This is a genomic window from Paraburkholderia lebeckiae, assembly GCF_050436325.1.
Classification (GTDB): domain Bacteria; phylum Pseudomonadota; class Gammaproteobacteria; order Burkholderiales; family Burkholderiaceae; genus Paraburkholderia; species Paraburkholderia tuberum.
The window spans coordinates 3,821,172-3,839,585 of the sequence record NZ_JBNDLZ010000003.1; the positions used below are offsets into that span (position 1 = coordinate 3,821,172).

General features: G+C 66.6%; 16 protein-coding genes and 1 pseudogene. 6 read left to right on the top strand and 11 right to left on the bottom strand.

The features are described from left to right. Nucleotides 1–5: 5 nt before the first annotated feature. The 4 genes and pseudogenes from OKW44_RS35670 to OKW44_RS35685 form a co-directional block, all read right to left on the bottom strand. Entirely contained in the window at nucleotides 6–899 is an 894-nt protein-coding gene (locus OKW44_RS35670; RefSeq protein WP_026225936.1) for an efflux RND transporter periplasmic adaptor subunit, read from the bottom strand. 13 nt (nucleotides 900–912) lie between these two features. Beyond that, a complete protein-coding gene (locus tag OKW44_RS35675) occupies nucleotides 913–1,113 on the bottom strand; it encodes a DUF1656 domain-containing protein (RefSeq protein ID WP_018421177.1) in 201 nt (66 codons plus the stop codon). After that, nucleotides 1,103–3,323, bottom strand: a pseudogene (locus OKW44_RS35680) (FUSC family protein). Before OKW44_RS35680 ends, OKW44_RS35675 begins: the two are co-directional and overlap by 11 nt. Nucleotides 3,324–3,331: 8 nt before the next feature. Further along, nucleotides 3,332–4,951 carry an efflux transporter outer membrane subunit gene (locus OKW44_RS35685; RefSeq protein ID WP_035471076.1) on the bottom strand — a complete coding sequence of 540 codons (1,620 nt, stop codon included), beginning with the start codon at nucleotides 4,949–4,951 and terminating at the stop codon, nucleotides 3,332–3,334. Between the two features lie 155 nt (nucleotides 4,952–5,106). Between OKW44_RS35685 and OKW44_RS35690 the strand changes: the two genes are divergently transcribed. After that, the gene (locus OKW44_RS35690; RefSeq protein WP_018421174.1) at nucleotides 5,107–6,045 is read left to right on the top strand and encodes a LysR family transcriptional regulator; all 939 of its coding nucleotides are present in this window, start codon (nucleotides 5,107–5,109) and stop codon (nucleotides 6,043–6,045) included. Nucleotides 6,046–6,269: 224 nt separating this feature from the next. Continuing rightward, nucleotides 6,270–6,422, top strand: coding sequence for a hypothetical protein (locus OKW44_RS35695; protein ID WP_184006189.1), 153 nt, complete (start codon nucleotides 6,270–6,272; stop codon nucleotides 6,420–6,422). A 43-nt stretch (nucleotides 6,423–6,465) separates the two neighbouring features. Here the strand turns inward: OKW44_RS35695 and OKW44_RS35700 are convergent, their stop codons facing one another. From OKW44_RS35700 to wrbA, 4 genes are read right to left on the bottom strand one after another with little or no spacing between them, the layout of a single operon-like run. After that, the gene (locus tag OKW44_RS35700; RefSeq protein ID WP_018421172.1) at nucleotides 6,466–7,272 is read right to left on the bottom strand and encodes a metallophosphoesterase; all 807 of its coding nucleotides are present in this window, start codon (nucleotides 7,270–7,272) and stop codon (nucleotides 6,466–6,468) included. A 52-nt stretch (nucleotides 7,273–7,324) separates the two neighbouring features. Continuing rightward, nucleotides 7,325–8,743, bottom strand: a complete 1,419-nt coding sequence (locus tag OKW44_RS35705) for an FAD-binding oxidoreductase (protein WP_018421171.1) — start codon at nucleotides 8,741–8,743, stop codon at nucleotides 7,325–7,327. Between the two features lie 32 nt (nucleotides 8,744–8,775). Beyond that, a complete protein-coding gene (locus OKW44_RS35710) occupies nucleotides 8,776–9,357 on the bottom strand; it encodes a DUF2069 domain-containing protein (RefSeq protein ID WP_018421170.1) in 582 nt (193 codons plus the stop codon). A 10-nt stretch (nucleotides 9,358–9,367) separates the two neighbouring features. Continuing rightward, nucleotides 9,368–9,970, bottom strand: coding sequence for an NAD(P)H:quinone oxidoreductase (wrbA, locus tag OKW44_RS35715; RefSeq protein WP_018421169.1), 603 nt, complete (start codon nucleotides 9,968–9,970; stop codon nucleotides 9,368–9,370). 143 nt (nucleotides 9,971–10,113) lie between these two features. Between wrbA and OKW44_RS35720 the strand changes: the two genes are divergently transcribed. Next, nucleotides 10,114–11,427 carry a YihY family inner membrane protein gene (locus tag OKW44_RS35720; protein ID WP_018421168.1) on the top strand — a complete coding sequence of 438 codons (1,314 nt, stop codon included), beginning with the start codon at nucleotides 10,114–10,116 and terminating at the stop codon, nucleotides 11,425–11,427. 33 nt (nucleotides 11,428–11,460) lie between these two features. On the opposite strand, the gene OKW44_RS35725 is transcribed toward OKW44_RS35720, so the two are convergent. From OKW44_RS35725 to OKW44_RS35735, 3 genes are all read right to left on the bottom strand, one after another. After that, entirely contained in the window at nucleotides 11,461–11,781 is a 321-nt protein-coding gene (locus OKW44_RS35725) for an Mpo1-like protein (RefSeq protein ID WP_018421167.1), read from the bottom strand. Nucleotides 11,782–11,989: 208 nt separating this feature from the next. Beyond that, a complete protein-coding gene (locus OKW44_RS35730) occupies nucleotides 11,990–12,823 on the bottom strand; it encodes an alpha/beta fold hydrolase (protein ID WP_018421166.1) in 834 nt (277 codons plus the stop codon). After that, nucleotides 12,820–14,217 carry an O-acetylhomoserine aminocarboxypropyltransferase gene (locus tag OKW44_RS35735; RefSeq protein WP_018421165.1) on the bottom strand — a complete coding sequence of 466 codons (1,398 nt, stop codon included), beginning with the start codon at nucleotides 14,215–14,217 and terminating at the stop codon, nucleotides 12,820–12,822. Before OKW44_RS35735 ends, OKW44_RS35730 begins: the two co-directional genes overlap by 4 nt. Before the next feature lie 272 nt (nucleotides 14,218–14,489). Between OKW44_RS35735 and OKW44_RS35740 the strand changes: the two genes are divergently transcribed. From OKW44_RS35740 to aroC, 3 genes are all read left to right on the top strand, one after another. Beyond that, entirely contained in the window at nucleotides 14,490–14,957 is a 468-nt protein-coding gene (locus tag OKW44_RS35740) for a CBS domain-containing protein (protein ID WP_018421164.1), read from the top strand. A 202-nt stretch (nucleotides 14,958–15,159) separates the two neighbouring features. Continuing rightward, complete coding sequence (locus OKW44_RS35745) at nucleotides 15,160–17,097, top strand: MFS transporter (RefSeq protein ID WP_018421163.1); 1,938 nt, start codon at nucleotides 15,160–15,162, stop codon at nucleotides 17,095–17,097. A gap of 163 nt (nucleotides 17,098–17,260) precedes the next feature. After that, on the top strand, nucleotides 17,261–18,361 hold the full coding sequence (gene aroC / locus OKW44_RS35750) for a chorismate synthase (protein WP_018421162.1): 1,101 nt from the start codon (nucleotides 17,261–17,263) through the stop codon (nucleotides 18,359–18,361). Nucleotides 18,362–18,414 lie beyond the last annotated feature (53 nt).

Genomic DNA, 18,414 nt, shown 5'->3' on the forward strand with positions numbered 1-18,414 from the left:
GGGCGTCAGCTCGCGTTGGCCAACGAGGAGCCCGAGCCCGTCCCCGGCCGCACGACCACCGTGCAGGTCGTGCCTGCCGCCAGCATCACGTCGGGCGGCACCGAGTCGATCCGCACGCGCACCGGCACGCGCTGCGCGAGGCGCACCCAGTTGAAGGTCGGATTCACGTCCGCGAGCAGCTCGTGGCTTTGCGGATTGTCGCGGTCGTAGATGCCGCGCGAGATGCTCTCCACGTGGCCTTGCAGCGTGCCGCCGCTCATCAGCCGCACTTCGGCCCGATCGCCGACGCGCACGTGCGGCAGCTTGGTTTCCTCGAAGTAGCCATACACCCAGAACGAGTGACTGTCGACGATCGCGAGCTTCGCGGCGCCGGCAGTCGCGTAGTCGCCGCGGAACACGGACAGGTTCGTCACGTAACCGTCGACCGGCGACACCACGCGCGTTCGCTCGAGGTTCAGCTTCGCGGCGTCGAGCGCGGCGAGTGCCTGCTGATAGGCGGCATCGGCGGCGGACGCGGTATGCGTCGCGTTTTCGCGGCTTTCCTTCGACACCACCTGCGAATCCATGTCGGCACGCCGTTGCGCGTCGTCGCGCTTCATCTGCAATTCGGCCTTGCGCGCGGCAACGGCGGCCTGCGCCTGCTCGACCGCGATCTGGTAATGCGACGGATCGATCTGCATCAGCAGGTCGCCCTTCTTCACGAACTGGTTGTCCTTGACCGGCAGATCGACGATCGCGCCCGACACGTCCGGCGCGACGTTGACGATCTCGGCGCGCACGCGGCCGTCGCGGGTCCACGGTTCGTCCATGTAATGGACCCACAGCACGCGGCCAATCACGATTGCGACGATGAAAATGACGGCTGTCGCGATGAAGCCCACAAGATTTCGGATGGTCATGTTTCGACTCTGATCAACGATAAACGGCGAGGCCGAGAAGGCCGCACACGGACACGAGCAAGCTGGCCCGGAACAGGGAGGGGTGCCACACCACGCGATAGAGGCCCGTATAGGCGATCACGCGGTCGACGAGCCAGGTCAGTGCGGCGCCCGCGATGAACAGCAGCACAATGGCCGGCACATAGGCATCGAGCACGGCGATATCACGCGGCATGAGGAACTCCTTCTTCTTCTGATGCGTCCGCGCGCGCGCCGATCGCCGAGGCAAGCGGCGACTGCGGATCGAGCAGCGCGGTACGGATGAAATGCAGTTGACTGAGGATGCGCAACAGCTGATGGCGTTCTTCGCGCGATGGCGTGAAGCCTGCCATCAGCTGCTGCACTTGCGCGATCGCATCGGCGGTCGCCGCGAGCGCGCGCGCGAAGTGCTGCTGCCGCGGCCGCTCGAACAGCGCCGCGAGCGCATCGCGCAGCGCGCGCAGCGCGACGCGCCACGGTGCCGCTTTGTGGTAGCGCGGCTCGTTGGGCAGCGTCGCGATTTCGCGGCGCAGGTCGATCACCGCGTTGCCGACCTCCAACACCGAAAACAGCCAGCGCAGCGTGTCGCGCTTCGTTTCGGGCTCGTTCTGCGACAGCGCGTCGATCTGGAACATCAGATCGCGCGCGCCGCTTTCGAAGCGCGAGCGCACGCGTGCCAGACCCGCGCGGCCGGCCAGCAGCACCTGGCGGCGCAGGTCGACGAGCAGGCGGTTGCGCAGCCACGGCGTCGACGGCGGCAGCAGCACCGCGAACGCGATCGACGACACCAGCATCGACAGCACCAGCGCGAGCGCGTCGTTCATGAACGCGCTCGGGTCGTAGTGAATCACGTTGTCGGGGGCCGGCGAGGAAGCAGAAGAAGATGCAGTAGCCGACGCCGTAGCCCGCGAGCGTCGGACGCGTGGTCATCAACACGCCGAGCAGCAGGAACGGCGTGAGCGCGACGCACAGCATCACGAAGCCGTCGATGTGCGGATACACGCCGTACACCGCGATCATGCCCATCAGCGTCGCGAGCACCGTGCCGCCGGCCATCTTGAACGCGGTGCGCTTCGGATCCGGCGACGCCGACGCGAGCGCGCACACGGTCGCTGCGACCAGCGTCAACGTCGAGCCGCTCGGCCAAGCGGTGGCGATCCAGAACGCCCCGAGCACCATCATCACGATGGCCGCGCGCAGGCCCGCGACGCTGGCCGCGATCGCGTTGGTTTTCGGCTCGTAGCGCTCGATCCAGCGTTCGCGCGCGTGCTTGTCGACGGCGAGCGACGCGTAGGTCGCCGCGTACGCGTGCAGGTCGTCGATGAAGCGGTACAGCAGCTCGGCGCCTGTGTCGAAATCGAGCAACGGCGCGTCGGGGTGTGTTTCGAGCTCATCGCGCGTCGCGCGCACGCGTTTGGGCAACTCGCTCCTGTAGATGTCGAGCTGGGCCGCGGCGTGCGCGGCGTCGGCCGCGCTCAGCACCGGCTCGCCCGACTTCGCGAGCAACGGCGCGATCTCCTTGAAGTACGGTTCGAGCGCGGCGATCGCGATCGCCGCGCCGTGCGTGCCGCCGTCGCGCAGACGGTTCATCAGTTGATGCAGCGCGTGAAAGCGCGTCGACGCGGTCATGAACTCGCTGTTCAGACGCGCGAGGCGGCCGCCGCGCATCCTCGAATCGGGGCCTTCGAACACGGCGATGCTGCGCGCGGCCTCGAAGCCGACGATGTCGGCGACGAAGCGCGCATTGGTCGCCTCGATCTGGGCGCGGTCGTTGCGCCCGGCAAGCGACGCCGACACGTAGTCGACGAACGCCGAGAAGCGCGCACGCACGGTGCCGCGCATCTGCAGGCCGGCGAACTGCGGAAACACGAGGCCGCTGACCGCGCCCGCGCAGATGATGCCGATCACGACTTCCGCGACCCGCGTGAGCGCGCTCAGGAACGCGCCGTCCGGATGCTGCGAAGCGGGGATGCCGATCAGCGCGGCCGTATAGCCCGCCAGCACGAAGCCGTACGAACGAAAGTTGCGATTGCGCGCGGCGCCGGCGGTGCAGATGCCGACCCAGATCGCGGTCGTGACGAGGAACAGCTCCGGCTGCTGCGCGAACAGTCCGATCAGCACGAGCATCACGACGAGACCGACCAGCGTGCCGCAGATCCGATAGAAGCTCTTCGCGAACACTGCGCCGCTTTGCGGCTGCATTACGATGAACACGGTGGTCATCGCGGTGCGCGGCTGCGGCAGATCGAGCTTCATCGCGATGCCGAGCGCGAGGAAGCACGCGGCGAGCGACTTGAACAGATAGATCCATACGAGGCCGTCGGTGCGCGCCCAGTGGGCGGCGGCTTCGTAGAGCGCGGCGAACGAGGCGGGGCGCGCGCTCGACGGGGAGGGCGAGGAGGACATGGCCTTCCTTACTCGGACGCGCGCGCGTTCGGGGTGTGCGATGCGGTGGTGATGGCCGCGTTGGTCTTTGCGTTGGCGTTGGCGTTCGCATCCGCTGTTGCCGTGTCGCTACTCGCCGCGCCGCTCTTGCTCTCGCCGCTGCCCTTGCCATGCGCCGGCAACGTTTCGTTATCCCGCGGACCGTTGGCCGGATCGTCGAGACCGCCGCCGAGCGCCGTCATCAACGACGCATGCGCGCCGAGCCGCTCGGCCTGCACTTTGGCGACGCCTTCCTGGGCGCGCAGCAACTGGTTTTGTGCGACCAGCACGTTCAGATAGTCGGTCAAGCCGCGCCGGTAGCCTTCGCGCGACAGCTCGTAGTTCCTGCGCGCGGCGGCGACCGAGCGGTCGGCGTCGTCGGCCTGGGTGGTCAGCGAACGGATGCGGATCACCTGGTCGGAGATGTCCTTCAGCGCGCCCACGATCGACTGGTTGTAGCGCTCGACGGCCTCGTCGTAGCCCGCCGACGCCGCGCCGAGCTGCGAGCGCAGCCGGCCGCCGTCGAAGATCGGCAGCGTCAGCGCGGGACCCACGCTCCAGCTATGCGACGGATTCTTCAGGAACTGGAACAGCGGCCCCATCGCCGCATAGCCGCCGATCGACGCGAGCAGGTTGATGTCCGGATAGAACCCGGCCTTGGCGACGTCGATGCCGCGCGCCTGCGCGGCGACCGTCCAGCGTGCCGCGACCACGTCCGGCCGGTGGCCGATCAGATCCGCGGGCAGCGCGGCCGGCAGGCCGGCGGGCGCGGCGAGCGACAGCGTCGGGCGCTGGATCGCGTCGCCGGCGCCCGGACCCTTGCCCGCGAGCGCGGCCAACTGATTGCGGCCGAGCGCGATCTTCTCGTCGATCGCGTCGATCTGGCGCTCGTACTCGGGCATCGGCGTCTCGGCCTGGCTCACTTCGAGCTGCGTGCCGATGCCGCCCTTCAGGCGCCGGTTCGCGAGGTCGACGATGTGCTGCTGTTGCTGCAGCGTGGCCTTCGCGATGTCGAGCAACGCGTAGTTCAGCGACATCTCGATATAGGTGCGCACGACGTTCGCCTGCAGTTCGAGCTGCGCGGCGCGCGCGTCGGCGGCGCTGGCGTGCGCGAGGTCGAGCGCGCGCTCGGCGGCGTTCTTGTCCTTGCCCCAGAAGTCGAGGTGATACGCGAGGCCGAGCGTGCCGGTGTTGTTCCACGACTGCTCGCCGGCGAGCGGCCCCGGACCGTAGAACACGTTGTCGGCCCACTGCTGGCGCTGGATCGACAGGCTGCCGTTGACTTGCGGCGCGAGCGCCGCGCGCGCGACGCCGGCCATCGACGCCGCCTCACGCACGCGCGCCTGGGCGACCGCGAGACTGGGATTGCCGGCTTGCGCGTCCGCGATCCACCGGTCCAGCTGCGGGTCGTCATAGGCGCGCCACCAGTCGGCGGCGGGCCACTGTGCATCGGCGTTGGCGGCGCGGATTGCGTTGCCCGCATCGAGCGACGCAGGATTGATCGTGTGCGTTTGCGGCGCGACGCCTCCGGTACTTGCGCATCCGGCGATTGTTAATAGGATCGTAAGAACCGCGGCTGCGGCGATCCCTTTGAATACCGGAGACTGCACGATTTCCTCCAAATTTGACTATAGAAGCTTGTGCGCAATTATATTTTTCGATCGATTGCGGAATAACCGGTAAAGATGCAAGGCATTTTTACCAGACATGAGATAATCGCCATTGCTGATCGTGTAACAATCGCTGCCGATTTCTGAGGATAGGTATGGACACGCTTCAAAACATGCGCGTTTTCGTCCGCGTCGTCGAAGCGGGCAGCTTCACGGGCGCCGCGCAGCATCTGAATACGACGACGGCCTACGCGTCGCGCGCGGTTTCGGATCTGGAAGCGCATCTGCGCACACGGCTTTTGAACCGGACCACGCGCCGCATCGCGCTGACCGAAGCTGGCGAGCGCTATCTGCAGCGCTGTGAGCAGATTCTCGCCTACGTGGATCAGGCGGAGGCCGAGGCGAGCGACGCGCACGCGCGTCCGTCCGGCAAGCTCAAGGTTCACGCGATGACGAGCTTCGGCCAGCACTATGTGGTGCCGGCCGTGGGGCGTTATCAGCAGCGCTACCCGGACGTGCATATCGAACTGACGCTCGCGCAGCGCATGCCCGATCTGCTCGACGAAGGCTTCGACGTGTCGCTGACCCTCGCAACCGGCCTGCCGGATTCGGGGCTCGTGTCGCAGCGCCTTGGCAGCGCGTTCAGCATTGCGTGCGCGTCGCCGGCGTACCTCGAACGGCGCGGCGTGCCGCAAACGCCTGCGGATCTCGCGCAGCACGCCTGCCTGCAGATGGTGACGCCGGTGAATCCGCCGGACAAATGGACCTTCGACGGCCCGAACGGCGAGGAAGTCGTCTCACTCGGCGCGGCGACGTTTCAGGTGAACGTGGCCGAGGCGATGGTCGTGGCCGTCGCCCAGGGCATGGGCGTAGCGCTGATTCCGATCTACTCGGCGATCAGCCGTTTGCGCAGCGGTGAACTGGTGTGGCTGATGCCCGAGTACACGTCGCAGCAGATGAATCTGTATGCGCTGTATCCGTCGCGGCAGTATCTCGATGCGAAGATCCGCACGTGGGTCGAATTCCTGCGCGACGAGTTGCCTTCGACGCTGGCGGCGGATCAGGAGGAGTTGCGGCAGTTCGTGCGGACCTGAACGGTCTGCTCGTCATGCATTGACGTTCGAGCGACACGCGGAGTGCGGCACGCGGAGTGGGCACGCGGCGTGACAGCTGTTACACACGCGCCGCGTCGCAACATTTCTTTACTTCTCCCGCGCAGCCGATTTGTTAACGTGTCGTTCACGCGTCGCCGCTCTTGCCGGACGCGCTGGATTCGCCGCTGTTCGGCGCCTCGCAACCACTGAAGGACGACACATCCATGGATACGCACCTGATGATCGGCTTGGCCGTCATGTTTGGACTGATCGGCGTCGCCGCGTCGCGCGATCTGCTGCGCCGCATGCGCGAACAGCAGCCGCAACTCGTGCCGGTCGAGGTCGAGTCACAGGATGCGCAGCGGCGCGAGCGGTGAGCGGCGGCGGGTTGATCCGATGCAAGAGGCCCGCTAGTACCCGCTAGATCTCGACGACCTTGTCCCACGCAAACAGCGGATTTTCCCATTGGCGCGTGCGCCGGTCGAAATAGCCGCGCGGATTGCACACGACGCGCGTGCCGTCCACCACGTAGTCGAACGACGTATGCGTGTGGCCATGAATCCACAACGCGACAGGCGCGCGCACGAGCTCGGGCAGATGGTTGACGAAGCCCGCCGACACGCGGTCTTCGGCAAAACGCCCGGCCAGACTCAGCCGATGCGGCGCGTGATGCGTGACCACGATCGTTTGGCCGGCGAACGGTTTGGCAAGCTCGCTTTCGAGCCACGCGCGCGCATGCTGGTGCAGCGCTAGCGAATCGGCGGGCGTGAAGTCGCGCGCGGCGTCGCGCGGGTCGTGCGGCCAGTTCATCTGGATCAGCCCGCGATAGTCGAGCATGACCCGGCGCGCGGCGACGATCGATTCCTCGATTGCATCCGGCGTCGCGCCGTACAGCGCGAAGTCGGTCCACAACGTCGTGCCGAGCACGCGCCAGCGGCCCTGGCTGTCGACCAGCGCGGCGTTGTTCAGCATATGCACGTTATCGACCTGCGCGGCCGCGTCGAGCATCGCGCTCTCCAGCGCGCCGAATTCACCGTCGTAGTACTCATGATTGCCCGGCACGTAGACGACCGGCACCGCGTCGTCGAACGCCTGCGCTGCCCAGCGCGGGCCGGCCGCATGATTGTGGATGTCGCCCGCCAGCACCACGAGATCTGCCTGCGCATGCGGGATCAGTTCAGGCTCGTCGTTTTCCAGATGCAGATCGGACAGCACGCGAATCTTCACGGACGCGACTCCTGCAAAACGCCTGCGCGCCGGATCGTGCAGGCTTCAGACATTAGCGTAGCACCTTGCCCGGATTCATCAGGTTCAGCGGATCGAGCGCCTGCTTGATCGCGCGCATCATCCGCACCTCGACGTCCTGCTTGTAGCGGGCGGCTTCGTCGATCTTCAACTGGCCGAGTCCGTGTTCCGCGCTGATGCTGCCGCGATGCGCATCGACGCTGTCGTAGACGATCCGGTTGATCGGGCTCTGGTACTGCCGCAGAAACGCCTTCGCATCGACGCCCTCGGGCGCCTGCACGTTGTAGTGCAGATTGCCGTCGCCGAGATGGCCGAACGTGACCATGCGCGCGCCCGGCGCGGCTTGCGCGATTGCCGCATCGGTGGTTTCGATGAAGTGGCCGATGCGTGAAATCGGCACCGCGATGTCGTGCTTGATGTTCAGGCCCTCCTCGGCCTGGGCGAGCGGAATGTGCTCGCGCAGATTCCAGAACGCCCGAGACTGCGCGAGGTTTTCCGCCACCACGGCGTCTTCCACCAGACCTTGTTCGAGCGCGGTTTCCATCAGCCCCTCGAACAGCATGCGCGCGTGCACTTCGCTTTCGCTGTCCGACAGTTCGAGCAGCACGACCTGCGCATGCGGTTCGGCGAACGGATAACGCATCTGCTCGAAATGCCGGCCGACGAGGCGCAGGCAGAAATCCGACATCAGTTCGAAGCCGGTCAGGAGCGGCCCGGCGACGCGTTGCGTGAGCGCGAGAAAATCGAGCGCCGCATGCGGCGACGCGAGCGCGGCGAGCGCGGTGACGCGCGCGGCCGGCTGCGGATGCAGCTTGAGCACCGCCGCGGTGATCAGGCCGAGCGTGCCTTCCGCGCCGATGAACAGGTCGCGCAGATCGTAGCCGGTGTTGTCCTTGCGCAGCCCGCGCAGGCCGTCCCACAGTTCGCCTTGCGGCGTCACCACTTCGAGGCCGAGGCATAGCTCGCGCGTATTGCCATAGCGCAGCACGCCGGTGCCGCCCGCGTTGGTCGACAGATTGCCGCCGATCGTGCAGCTGCCTTCGGCGGCGAGGCTCAGCGGAAACAGACGCCCGGCCGCTTCGGCGTGCTTCTGCACGTCGGCGAGGATCACGCCGGCTTCGACCGTGATCGTGTTGTTGTGCGGATCGATGTCGCGCACGCGATTCAGGCGGCGCAGGCTGATGACCGCCTGCGCGCCGCTCGCGTCGGGTGTCGCGCCGCCCGCGAGGCCGGTATTGCCGCCCTGCGGCACCAGCGCGACGCAATGTTCGACCGCGAGCCTGACGAGCGCGGCGGCTTCCGCGGACGTGGCCGGGCACAGCACCGCGCAGGCCGCGCCGGTGTAGCGGCGGCGCCAGTCGGTCAGAAATGGAGCGGTGTCGTGCGCATCGGTCAGTACGTGAGTCGCGCCGATGGCGTCGCGGCAGGCGGCGAGAAAAGCGGTGTGGGTCATGTGGATCGGTTGACGGTGTTGGGGCTTGGGCGTCAGGCGGGCGGGGTCGGTTCGCTGGCGGCTTGCTTTGCAGCCTGCTTTGCAGCCTGCTTCGCAGCCTGCTTCGCGGCTCGTTTCGCCGCGCGCTTGAACGGTCCGACATACGCGAGCGCGCAGGTGAAGAAGATCATGGCGAGCGCAGCTTGAAGCCAGCCGAGCCGCGCGCTCAAGCCATGATCGCTCCAGCCACGCACGACGCCTTCGGCGAAATACAGCAGGATCAGCATCGACGCCCATTGCATCGTGTAAAGCCGACGTCGCCACACGCCCGGCAACGCGGAGAGTAGTGGCAACGCTTTCAGCACGAGCAGCGAGCCGCCAGAGCGCAACGGCGCGAGCCACCATTCCCATGCGACGGCAAGCACGATCATCGAGACCAGTGTGAAAGCGGCGACGAGCGCGGCGGCAGCTTTGGGTTGCACGGGCACGACGGTTGCAAATGCCGACGCGTTCGCCGCGAGGCTTGCGGGCGCCGCGTTCGCGTGGCCCCCGGAGTTCGTGGCCGCGAGTTCAGCGCCACCCGCGTCACGACGGGCATCGTCGCGTTCGGAGGGTTGCGGATCCGGTTCGTTCACGGCTTTACGCTCACGGCCTTTCGGACATCGACGCCGCCGTGCGCGCAACGCGCGCGCCAAGCGCAATCGCCAGCGTCCGTTCGTCGGCGGAGATGCCATGGCCAGTCGTGCCCGCGCGCGCGTAATGCGACGCGCCGTACGGCGTGCCGCCGGTCTGCGTAGTGGACAGCGCGCTCTCCGTGTACGGAATGCCGACGATCAGCATGCCGTGATGGAGCAGCGGCAGCATCATCGACAGCAGCGTGGATTCTTGGCCGCCGTGCAGGCTGCCGGTCGACGTGAACACGCAGGCCGGCTTGCCCGACAGTGCACCGGATAGCCACTGCGGCGTGGTGCCGTCGAGAAAGTATTTGAGCGCGGCCGCCATGTTGCCGAAGCGGGTCGGCGAGCCGAGCGCGAGGCCCGCGCATTCTTCGAGGTCGCGCAGCTCGACGTACGGTGGTCCTTCGGTGGGAATGTCCGGCTCGCTCGCCTCGCAAACCGTGGAAACCGCCGGCACGGTGCGCACGCGCGCCTGCGTGCCGGGGACGCTGTCGACGCCGTGTGCGATCGCCAGCGCGAGTTCGCGCGTGGCGCCGTGACGGCTGTAATAAAGCACGAGAATGTCTTTCATAGGCCTCATCATTGAACGGGTATTATAGGGGCTCGGTCCGTTGCACAGGCCGCTCATAGCCGTTCGGCCAGGTGCTTCTGGCCAAACGCCGCGCGGAGTTCCCGCAGTCCCGGTCTGACGGTTCAGCAAGCAAGGAGGCAGGTTTGTTGGTTAAGGTGCGTTTCGATCTCGACACGCTCAAACGGCTCGCGCAATTCGCGGCGCAACGCATCGGCGAGGACCGGATTCCGCAGGTCGCGGGCAGCCTGACGTTCACGACGATGCTCGCGCTCGTGCCGCTCGCCACCGTCGCGTTTGCGTTGTTCACCGCGTTTCCGATCTTCAGCTCGTTCCAGGCGTCGCTGCAGTTTTTTCTTGCCGACCATCTGATGCCCGCGCAACTGAACGATCAGATCTTCAAGTATCTGAACCAGTTCGCATCGAAGGCCAAAGGGCTGACCACGATCGGCATGATCATCCTGTTCGTCACCGCGGTGATGACAATGATGACCGTCGAGTCCGCGTTCAATGTGATCTGGCGCGTGCGCAAGGCGCGGCCCGTCGCGCAGCGCATTCTCGTGTACTGGGCGATCATCACGCTCGGTCCGATCCTGATCGGCGTGAGCCTGTCCATCTCGTCGTATCTGTTCACGCAATCGATGTCGTTTAGCGCCGCGCAGCGCATCACACCGCTGATCGAATGGGCGCTCGCGAGCGCTTCGCTGCCGTTCACGATGCTCGCGTTCACGATCCTTTACGTTTATCTGCCGAACTGCCGTGTCGAATGGCGCGACGCGGTGGTCGGCGGCGTGATCGCCGCGGTCGCTTTCGAGCTCGCCAAGCGCGGCTTCGGCTACTACGTGCGCCGTATTCCGACCTATACGGCGGTGTACGGCGCGTTCGCCGCGGTGCCGCTGTTCCTGGTGTGGATGTACCTGTGCTGGTTCATCACGCTGACCGGCGCGATGATCGCGTCGGCGTTGCCGGCGATTCGCATCGGTCAGTTTCACCGCCCTGTGTTCTATGGCAGCAATCTGTTCGATTCGCTCGAATTGCTCGCGCGGCTGTGCGAGGCGCGTGAGGGCGGCAGACGCGGCTACACGATGCCCGAGCTTGCCCGGATGCTTCGCCGCGACAAGGATACGACGCTGATGCTGTTGCAGCGTCTCGAGGAGATCGAGTGGATCGCGCGGCTGGAGGAGGACCATACCGGCCCGCACTTCGTGCTGCTCGCGAACCCGGCTCAGGTGACCGTGCAGCGGCTGTACGACCTGTTCGTGATCGACCGCGCGGAGCTTGCGTATCAGCTCGAACTCGACTCCACGCGCGTGGACGGCGGCATGCTGCTCGCCGCGCTCGACAACGACCAGCTGAAGGTGACGCTCGCCGCGTTGCTCGCCTCGCGCGCGGCGGCACGGGCGGCGCAAGCCGGCGATGGCGAGCGCGCGGCGGCTTCGATGCCGCACCAGGCAGCATGATAGGGCGGCCAGACTTCGAGCCGCCCGATAAAGCTACAACGAAATCTTCCCCACGCAGATGTCCTTGAACATTACCCAGTCGCCCATCAGGCTGTAAAACGGATGACGGAAGGTGGCCGGCCTGTTCTTTTCGAAGAAGAAATGGCCGACCCACGCGAAGCCGTAGCCGCACACCACGGCCGCCGGCAACCATAGCCAGTAGCCGGTGGCGAGCGCCATCGCGAGGCAGCCAATGACGCCGAGCGAGCCGACGAAATGCAGCCGCCGCGACACGAGGTTGCGATGCTCGCTCAGGTAGTACGGATAAAACTCCGCGAAGTTCGCGAAGTGATCGGTATGCGCTGTATGAGCCATGACGGCCTCCGGAGGCTGAAAAAGACAGCTTCAATCATTCTCCGGCGATCGCCTGCCTGGCGCAACCTGGCCATTCGGCAGATGGCGCGGCGGGTTCGGCGTGGGTATCGTGGTCGTTCGTAGCGATTCGGTGGCGCTTCGCAACGGCATTCCCGACGGCCGCCCGCGGAGCACCGAGGCGCGCGGCGAGCGGCCAACGCGGGCCCCTTCAGCGCGCTTCGTGCGGCGGCCGCGAAGCGAAGCCGTAGAGCGCATCGAGCGTCGCGTCGGGTTGCTCGGTCATCAACGCGTGGCCCGCATCGAGCGTGACGGTGTCGACCGGCGTGCCCGCCTGCGCGAGCGCATCGGCAAGCGCTTTCGCCGCGCGCGGCGACGTCATCGCATCGCGCCGGCCAACGATCAGGCGCGCGGCGCAACGCACCTGCGCCGCACGAGCGTGGCCGTCCGCATAGGTATGGCAGGCGGTGAAATCGGTGTGGAACAGATGCGGCTCGCCGCTGGCGGACACGTGCTCCATCAGCCGCTGGTTCATGCCGTGCAGCCAGAAACCGGGGCCGGGGCACGAGGGCTTCGCGGCGAGCGTCGAATGCGACCACTGGTTGACCATGCCGATTGCCTCGGGCTCGCGATTGAGCGCGGCGTCGAGCAGCGCGTCGGAGACCGTCATCGGCAGCGCGGTGGCGAGCAGCGCAAGATGCGTCGCGCGCTGCGGATAGCGGCCGGCGAAGTCGAGCGCGATCAGCGAGCCCATGCTGTGGCCGGCGACGAACGCACGCGTGACGCCCACGGCATCGAGCAGCGCGGCGAGCCAGTCGGCCAGCGCGGCGATGCTGGCGAGCGCGGGGCCGGCGCTGCGTCGGTGGCCCGGCAGATCGACCGCGAGCACGCCGAAGCCGTGATGCGCGAAGTAGCGGCTTTGCAGCGCCCACACGCTGTGATCGTGCTCGGCACCGTGGACGAACACGGCGGTTGGCAGGCTCGCGTCGAAGGGTTTGCCGCCGGTGTAGGCGTAGGCCGATTTGCCTTGAACGGTGACGATCATTCGGACTCCGGGCGGGCGGGGGTGCTCGTGGCGGCGGGCGCGGCAGTGGCGGTCTGTTGTGAGGCGCTGCCGTTCGGCGTTGCGGTACGACCGCCGCTCGCCGGTTGCGCGGTTCTTTGCGCGGCCTTCAGCGCGCGCTTGAGATCGTCGATCAGGTCATCCGGATCTTCGAGCCCGATCGACAGACGGATCGTGCCTTCGGTGATACCGGCCGCGGCGAGCGCGGCGGCATCCATGCGGAAGTGCGTCGTCGATGCCGGGTGAATCACCAGCGAGCGCGCGTCGCCGACGTTCGCGAGGTGCGAGAAGAGCGTGAGCGCTTCGATGAAGGCGCGCCCGGCCGCGCGGTCGCCGCGCAGGTTGAAGCTGAACACGGCGCCCGCGCCGCGCGGTAGCAGCCGCCTGGCGAGCGCGTGGTCGGGATGCGTCGGCAACTCGGGATAGGCGACCGATTCGACCGCCGCATGACCGGCGAGAAACTCGACCACGCGCCGTGTGTTGACGACGTGACGCTCCATGCGCAACGGCAGTGTCTCGATGCCTTGCAGCAGCTGCCACGCGGCCTGCGGATGCAGGCACGCGCCGAAGTCGCGCAAGCCTTCCCGACGCGCGCGCAGCAGGAACGGCGCGACGGTGCTTTCCTCCGCGAATACCATGCCATGGAAACCGTCGTACGGCTCGGTGAATTCGGGAAAGCGGCCGGAAGCTTCGAAGTCGAACGTGCCGCCGTCGACCAGCACCCCGCCGATCGTCGTGCCGTGGCCGCCGAGAAACTTGGTCGCCGAGTGGTAGACGAGGTCGGCGCCGTGCTCGAAGGGGCGCAGCAGGTAGGGCGTCGTGAAGGTCGAGTCGACCAGCAACGGCACGCGGTGCGCGTGCGCGATCTGTGCGAGCGCGGCGATGTCGAGCACGTCGAGGCCCGGATTGCCGAGCGTTTCGCCGAATAGCAGCCGCGTGTTGGGGCGCAGCGCGGCGCGCCACGCGTCGAAGTCGCCGGGCTTGACGAAGGTCGTCTCGATACCGAAGCGTCGCAGCGTGTAATGCAGCAGATTGTGCGAGCCGCCGTACAGCGCGCTCGACGCGACGATGTGCGAACCCGCGCCCATCAGCGTCGCGATCGCCAGATGCAGCGCGGCCTGGCCGCTCGCAGTGCCGATCGCGCCGGCGCCGTTTTCGAGCGCGGCGACGCGCTCCTCGAACACGGCGACGGTCGGATTCGAGATGCGCGAGTAGACGTGGCCGGCGCGCTCCATGTTGAACAGCGCGGCGGCGTGATCCGAGTCGCGGAACGAAAACGACGTGGTCTGGTAGATCGGCGTCGCGCGCGCGCCGGTGGCAGGGTCGGGGGCTGCGCCGGCGTGCAGCGCAAGCGTATCGAAACGGTTGGCGGACATCGTGGGCGGCGGGCCGCGGGCGGCCTCGCGAAAGATCGGGGTGGGCGGCCATCCTATCATTGGCGCGCGCCGCTTCAAGCGCGGTTTTCCCGCGGGTTCGTGCGGCTCGTGCCGGGCGCGGGGCATGCTCGCAATCTGGAAGTCAGATGAATTCGAGTCTCCGAAGCCCGCCGCGCCTTGGCTGGCGGGCCGCTTTCCTTTTATGGGCCTTTCCGATAGGATCGAAAAAACATTTCATGCACTGCAAGATTGGCGGTATCAGGAGATAGATCATGCGAGTCAGCGACATTCTTAAAGTCAAGGGCAATACTCTTTTTACAGTCACGCCGGATACCACGCTGCATGACGCCGTCAATACCATGGCCGAGCACGACATCGGCTCGCTCGTCGTGATGGAGTACGGCGACCTCGTCGGCATGCTGACGTTTCGCGAAATCATTCTGACCTTGAGCGAGAACGGCGGCAGCGTCGGCACCTCGACGATCCGCAAGGTGATGGACGACCATCCGCTCACCTGCACACCCGAAACCGACGTCAACGAAGTGCGCCGCATGATGCTCGAGCATCACGTGCGCTATCTGCCCGTCATGGAAAGCCGCACGCTGATGGGCGTCATCTCGTTTTACGACGTCGCGAAGGCGGTGGTCGAGGAGCAGGGGTTCGAGAACCGCATGCTGAAGGCCTATATCCGCGACTGGCCGGAAGAGCAGGAAGGACAGGACCAGCAGCCGGCGCGCTAATGCGCGTGGCTCGAAGGTTGCGCTCCGGCCGTCGCCGCGAGCGCGAATCCGCCGACAGGGCGCGCGCGCAAGCGGGCGCTTTTTTTGTGCCTGGAGCTGGTGCGGGCGGATTGCGGGAGCCGCGTGCGCGAGTCGCGGCGATCCGCTTGCCGGCCGTGCCGCCCGCATCATCGCCATTTTTCTGCGCCGTTCTCCTGACTTCATGAACGATCGTCCGTTGCCCGCCGCCCGCCGCGCCGCTCGCGCGCACGAAGCGCACGAATCCCAGTTCCGCCTGCTCGGCCAGCGCCGCTTCGCGCCGTTCTTCTGGACACAGTTTCTCGGCGCGATGAACGACAACGTGTTCAAGATCGGCTTCACGTCGCTCGTCACGTATCAGGCGGCGCGGTTTTCGGGCGTCGACCCGAAAACCGCGGCGTTCCTGATCTCCGCGATTTTCATTCTGCCTTTCGTGCTGTTTTCGGCCACTTCCGGCCAGATCGCGGACAAGTACGACAAGGCGTTGCTCACGCGCCTCGTCAAGACTTTCGAGATCGCGGTGATGCTGGTCGGCGGCGCGGGGTTCTGGCTGCATGGCGCGCCGTTGCTGTACCTGTGCACGTTCCTGATGGGCGTGCATTCGACGGTATTCGGGCCGGTCAAGTACTCGTATCTGCCGCAGCATCTGTCGCAGGCGGAGCTGGTCGGCGGCAATGGCATGGTCGAGATGGGCACCTTCGTCGCGATCCTGATTGGCACGATTGTCGGCGGCGCGGGCGCGGGGTTCGCCGAGCATGGCGCGGTGGTGCTCGCTTGCGCGTGTATCGCGATCGCGCTGATCGGGCGCGCCGTGTCGGGCTTCGTGCCGGCTACGCCCGCGCCGCAGCCCGGGTTGCGCATCAACTGGAACCCGGTGAGCGAAACGTGGCGCAATCTGAAGCTCGCGCACGAAAACCGCACGGTATTTCTTGGTCTGCTCGGCATTTCGTGGCTGTGGTTTGTCGGCGCGACGTTCCTCGCGTCGTTCTTCAACTTCGCGAAGGACGTGCTGTCCGCCGATCCCGACGTCGTGACCGTGCTGCTCGCCACGTTTTCGATCGGCATCGGCATCGGCTCGCTGTTGTGCGAACGGCTCTCGAAGCGGCGGATCGAAGTCGGCCTCGTGCCGCTCGGCTCGATCGGCATGAGCGTGTTCGCGATCGATCTTTTTTTCGCGAGCCACGCGCTGCCGCCGGCGGGGCATCTGCTCAGCGTTGGCGAATTTCTCGCGCGGCTAGCGCATTGGCGCGTGCTCGCCGATCTGTTCCTGCTCGCGATGTTCGGCGGCTTTTACAGCGTGCCGCTGTATGCGCTGATCCAGAGTCGTAGTCAGCCGAGCCATCGCGCGCGCATCATCGCCGCGAACAACATCCTCAACTCGCTGTTCATGATCGTGTCGGCGCTGATGGCAGTGGGCCTGACCGCCGCGGGCTTCAGTATTCCGGCGATCTTCCTCGTCACCGCGCTTCTGAATGTGGTCGTCGCGGGCTACATCTATTCGCTCGTGCCCGAGTTCCTGCTGCGCTTCATCGCGTGGCTGCTCGTGCATACGTTCTACCGGATCCGGCTCGTGCACGCGGAGCGGATTCCGGAGCAGGGCGCGGCGGTGCTCGTGTGCAACCACGTCAGTTTCGTCGATGCGATCGTCATCATGGCCGAAAGCCCGCGGCCGATCCGCTTCGTGATGGACCACCAGATCTTCCGCTCGCCGTTCGTCGGCTGGCTGTTCCGGCACGCGAAGGCGATTCCGATCGCGTCCGCGCATCAGGACGCGGCGCTGCTCGCGCGTGCGTACGACCTGTGCGCGCAGGCGCTCGCGGACGGCGAACTCGTCTGCATCTTTCCCGAAGGGAAGCTGACGCGTACCGGCGAGATGAATCCGTTTCGCCACGGCGTCGCCGAGATCGTCGGGCGGACGCCGGCGCCCGTCATTCCGATGGCGCTTCGCGGACTGTGGGGCAGCGTGTTTTCGCGCGCGGTGGACGCAACCTGGCCGCGGCCGACCAGCAAAGGTGTGATGAGCCGGCTGAGCCTCGCCGTCGGCGAGCCGATCGACCCGGCGCTCGCGACGCCGGAGACACTGCAGCGGATCGTGACCGAGCTGCGCGGCGCCCGCAAATAGCCGTGGGCCGGTGCGCGGACGCCGAGATGGCGAGCTCGCCCACCATCACTCGCGTTCGGCCGAGTGCGCCCTGGCCGATCGGCCATCGCCGTCGCCAGGTCCGGCTTCGAGGCGAGCGGGCTGGCATAATAACGTTCTCCCCGTATTTCTTTGGACGACGCTCATGTCCGGCAACACGCTCGGTACGCTTTTCACTGTCACGACCTTCGGCGAATCGCACGGCCCCGCTATCGGCTGCGTGATCGACGGCTGCCCGCCGGGCATGGCGCTCAACGAAGCCGACATCCAGTTCGAACTCGATCGCCGCAAGCCGGGCACGTCGCGCCACGTGACGCAGCGCCAGGAAGAAGACAAGGTCGAGATCCTCTCGGGCGTGTTCGAAAGTCAAACCACCGGCGCGCCAATTGCGCTGCTGATCCGCAATACCGACCAGCGCAGCAAGGACTACGGCAACATCGCGGAAACGTTCCGCCCAGGCCACGCCGACTACACGTACTGGCAAAAGTACGGCATTCGCGATTACCGCGGTGGCGGCCGCTCGTCGGCACGACTGACGGCGCCGACGGTCGCGGCGGGCGCGGTCGCGAAGAAGTGGCTGCGCGAGAAGTTCGGCACCGAAATTCGCGGCTATATGGCCGCGCTCGGCGAGATCGACGTGCCGTTCGTCGATTGGGCGCAGGTGCGCGAAAACCCGTTTTTCGTGCCGAATGCGGAGATCGTTCCGCAGCTCGAGGCGTATATGGACGCGCTGCGCAAGGACGGTGATTCGATCGGCGCGCGCATCAACGTGGTTGCCTCCGGTGTGCCGGTTGGCCTCGGCGAGCCGCTGTTCGACCGCCTCGACGCCGACATCGCGCACGCGATGATGGGCATCAACGCGGTGAAGGGCGTCGAGATCGGCGCGGGCTTCGCGAGCGTCGCGCAACGCGGCTCGGTGCATGGCGACGAGCTGACGCCGGAAGGTTTCGTCGGCAATCACGCGGGCGGCGTGCTCGGCGGTATTTCGACAGGGCAGGACATCACGGTGTCGATCGCGATCAAGCCGACGTCGAGCATTCGCACGCCGCGCCGTTCGATCGACAAAGAGGGGAGCCCCGCGATCGTCGAGACCTTCGGGCGGCACGACCCCTGCGTCGGCATTCGTGCGACGCCGATTGCCGAGTCGATGCTTGCGCTCGTGCTGATCGATCACGCGTTGCGCCATCGCGCGCAATGCGGTGATGTGGCCGTGAGCACGCCGAAGATCGCGGCGAGCGCGCCGTAACCCTGACGCGGTCCCGCGATTGGCGGCGAACGAGCCGCCATAGAAAAGAATAG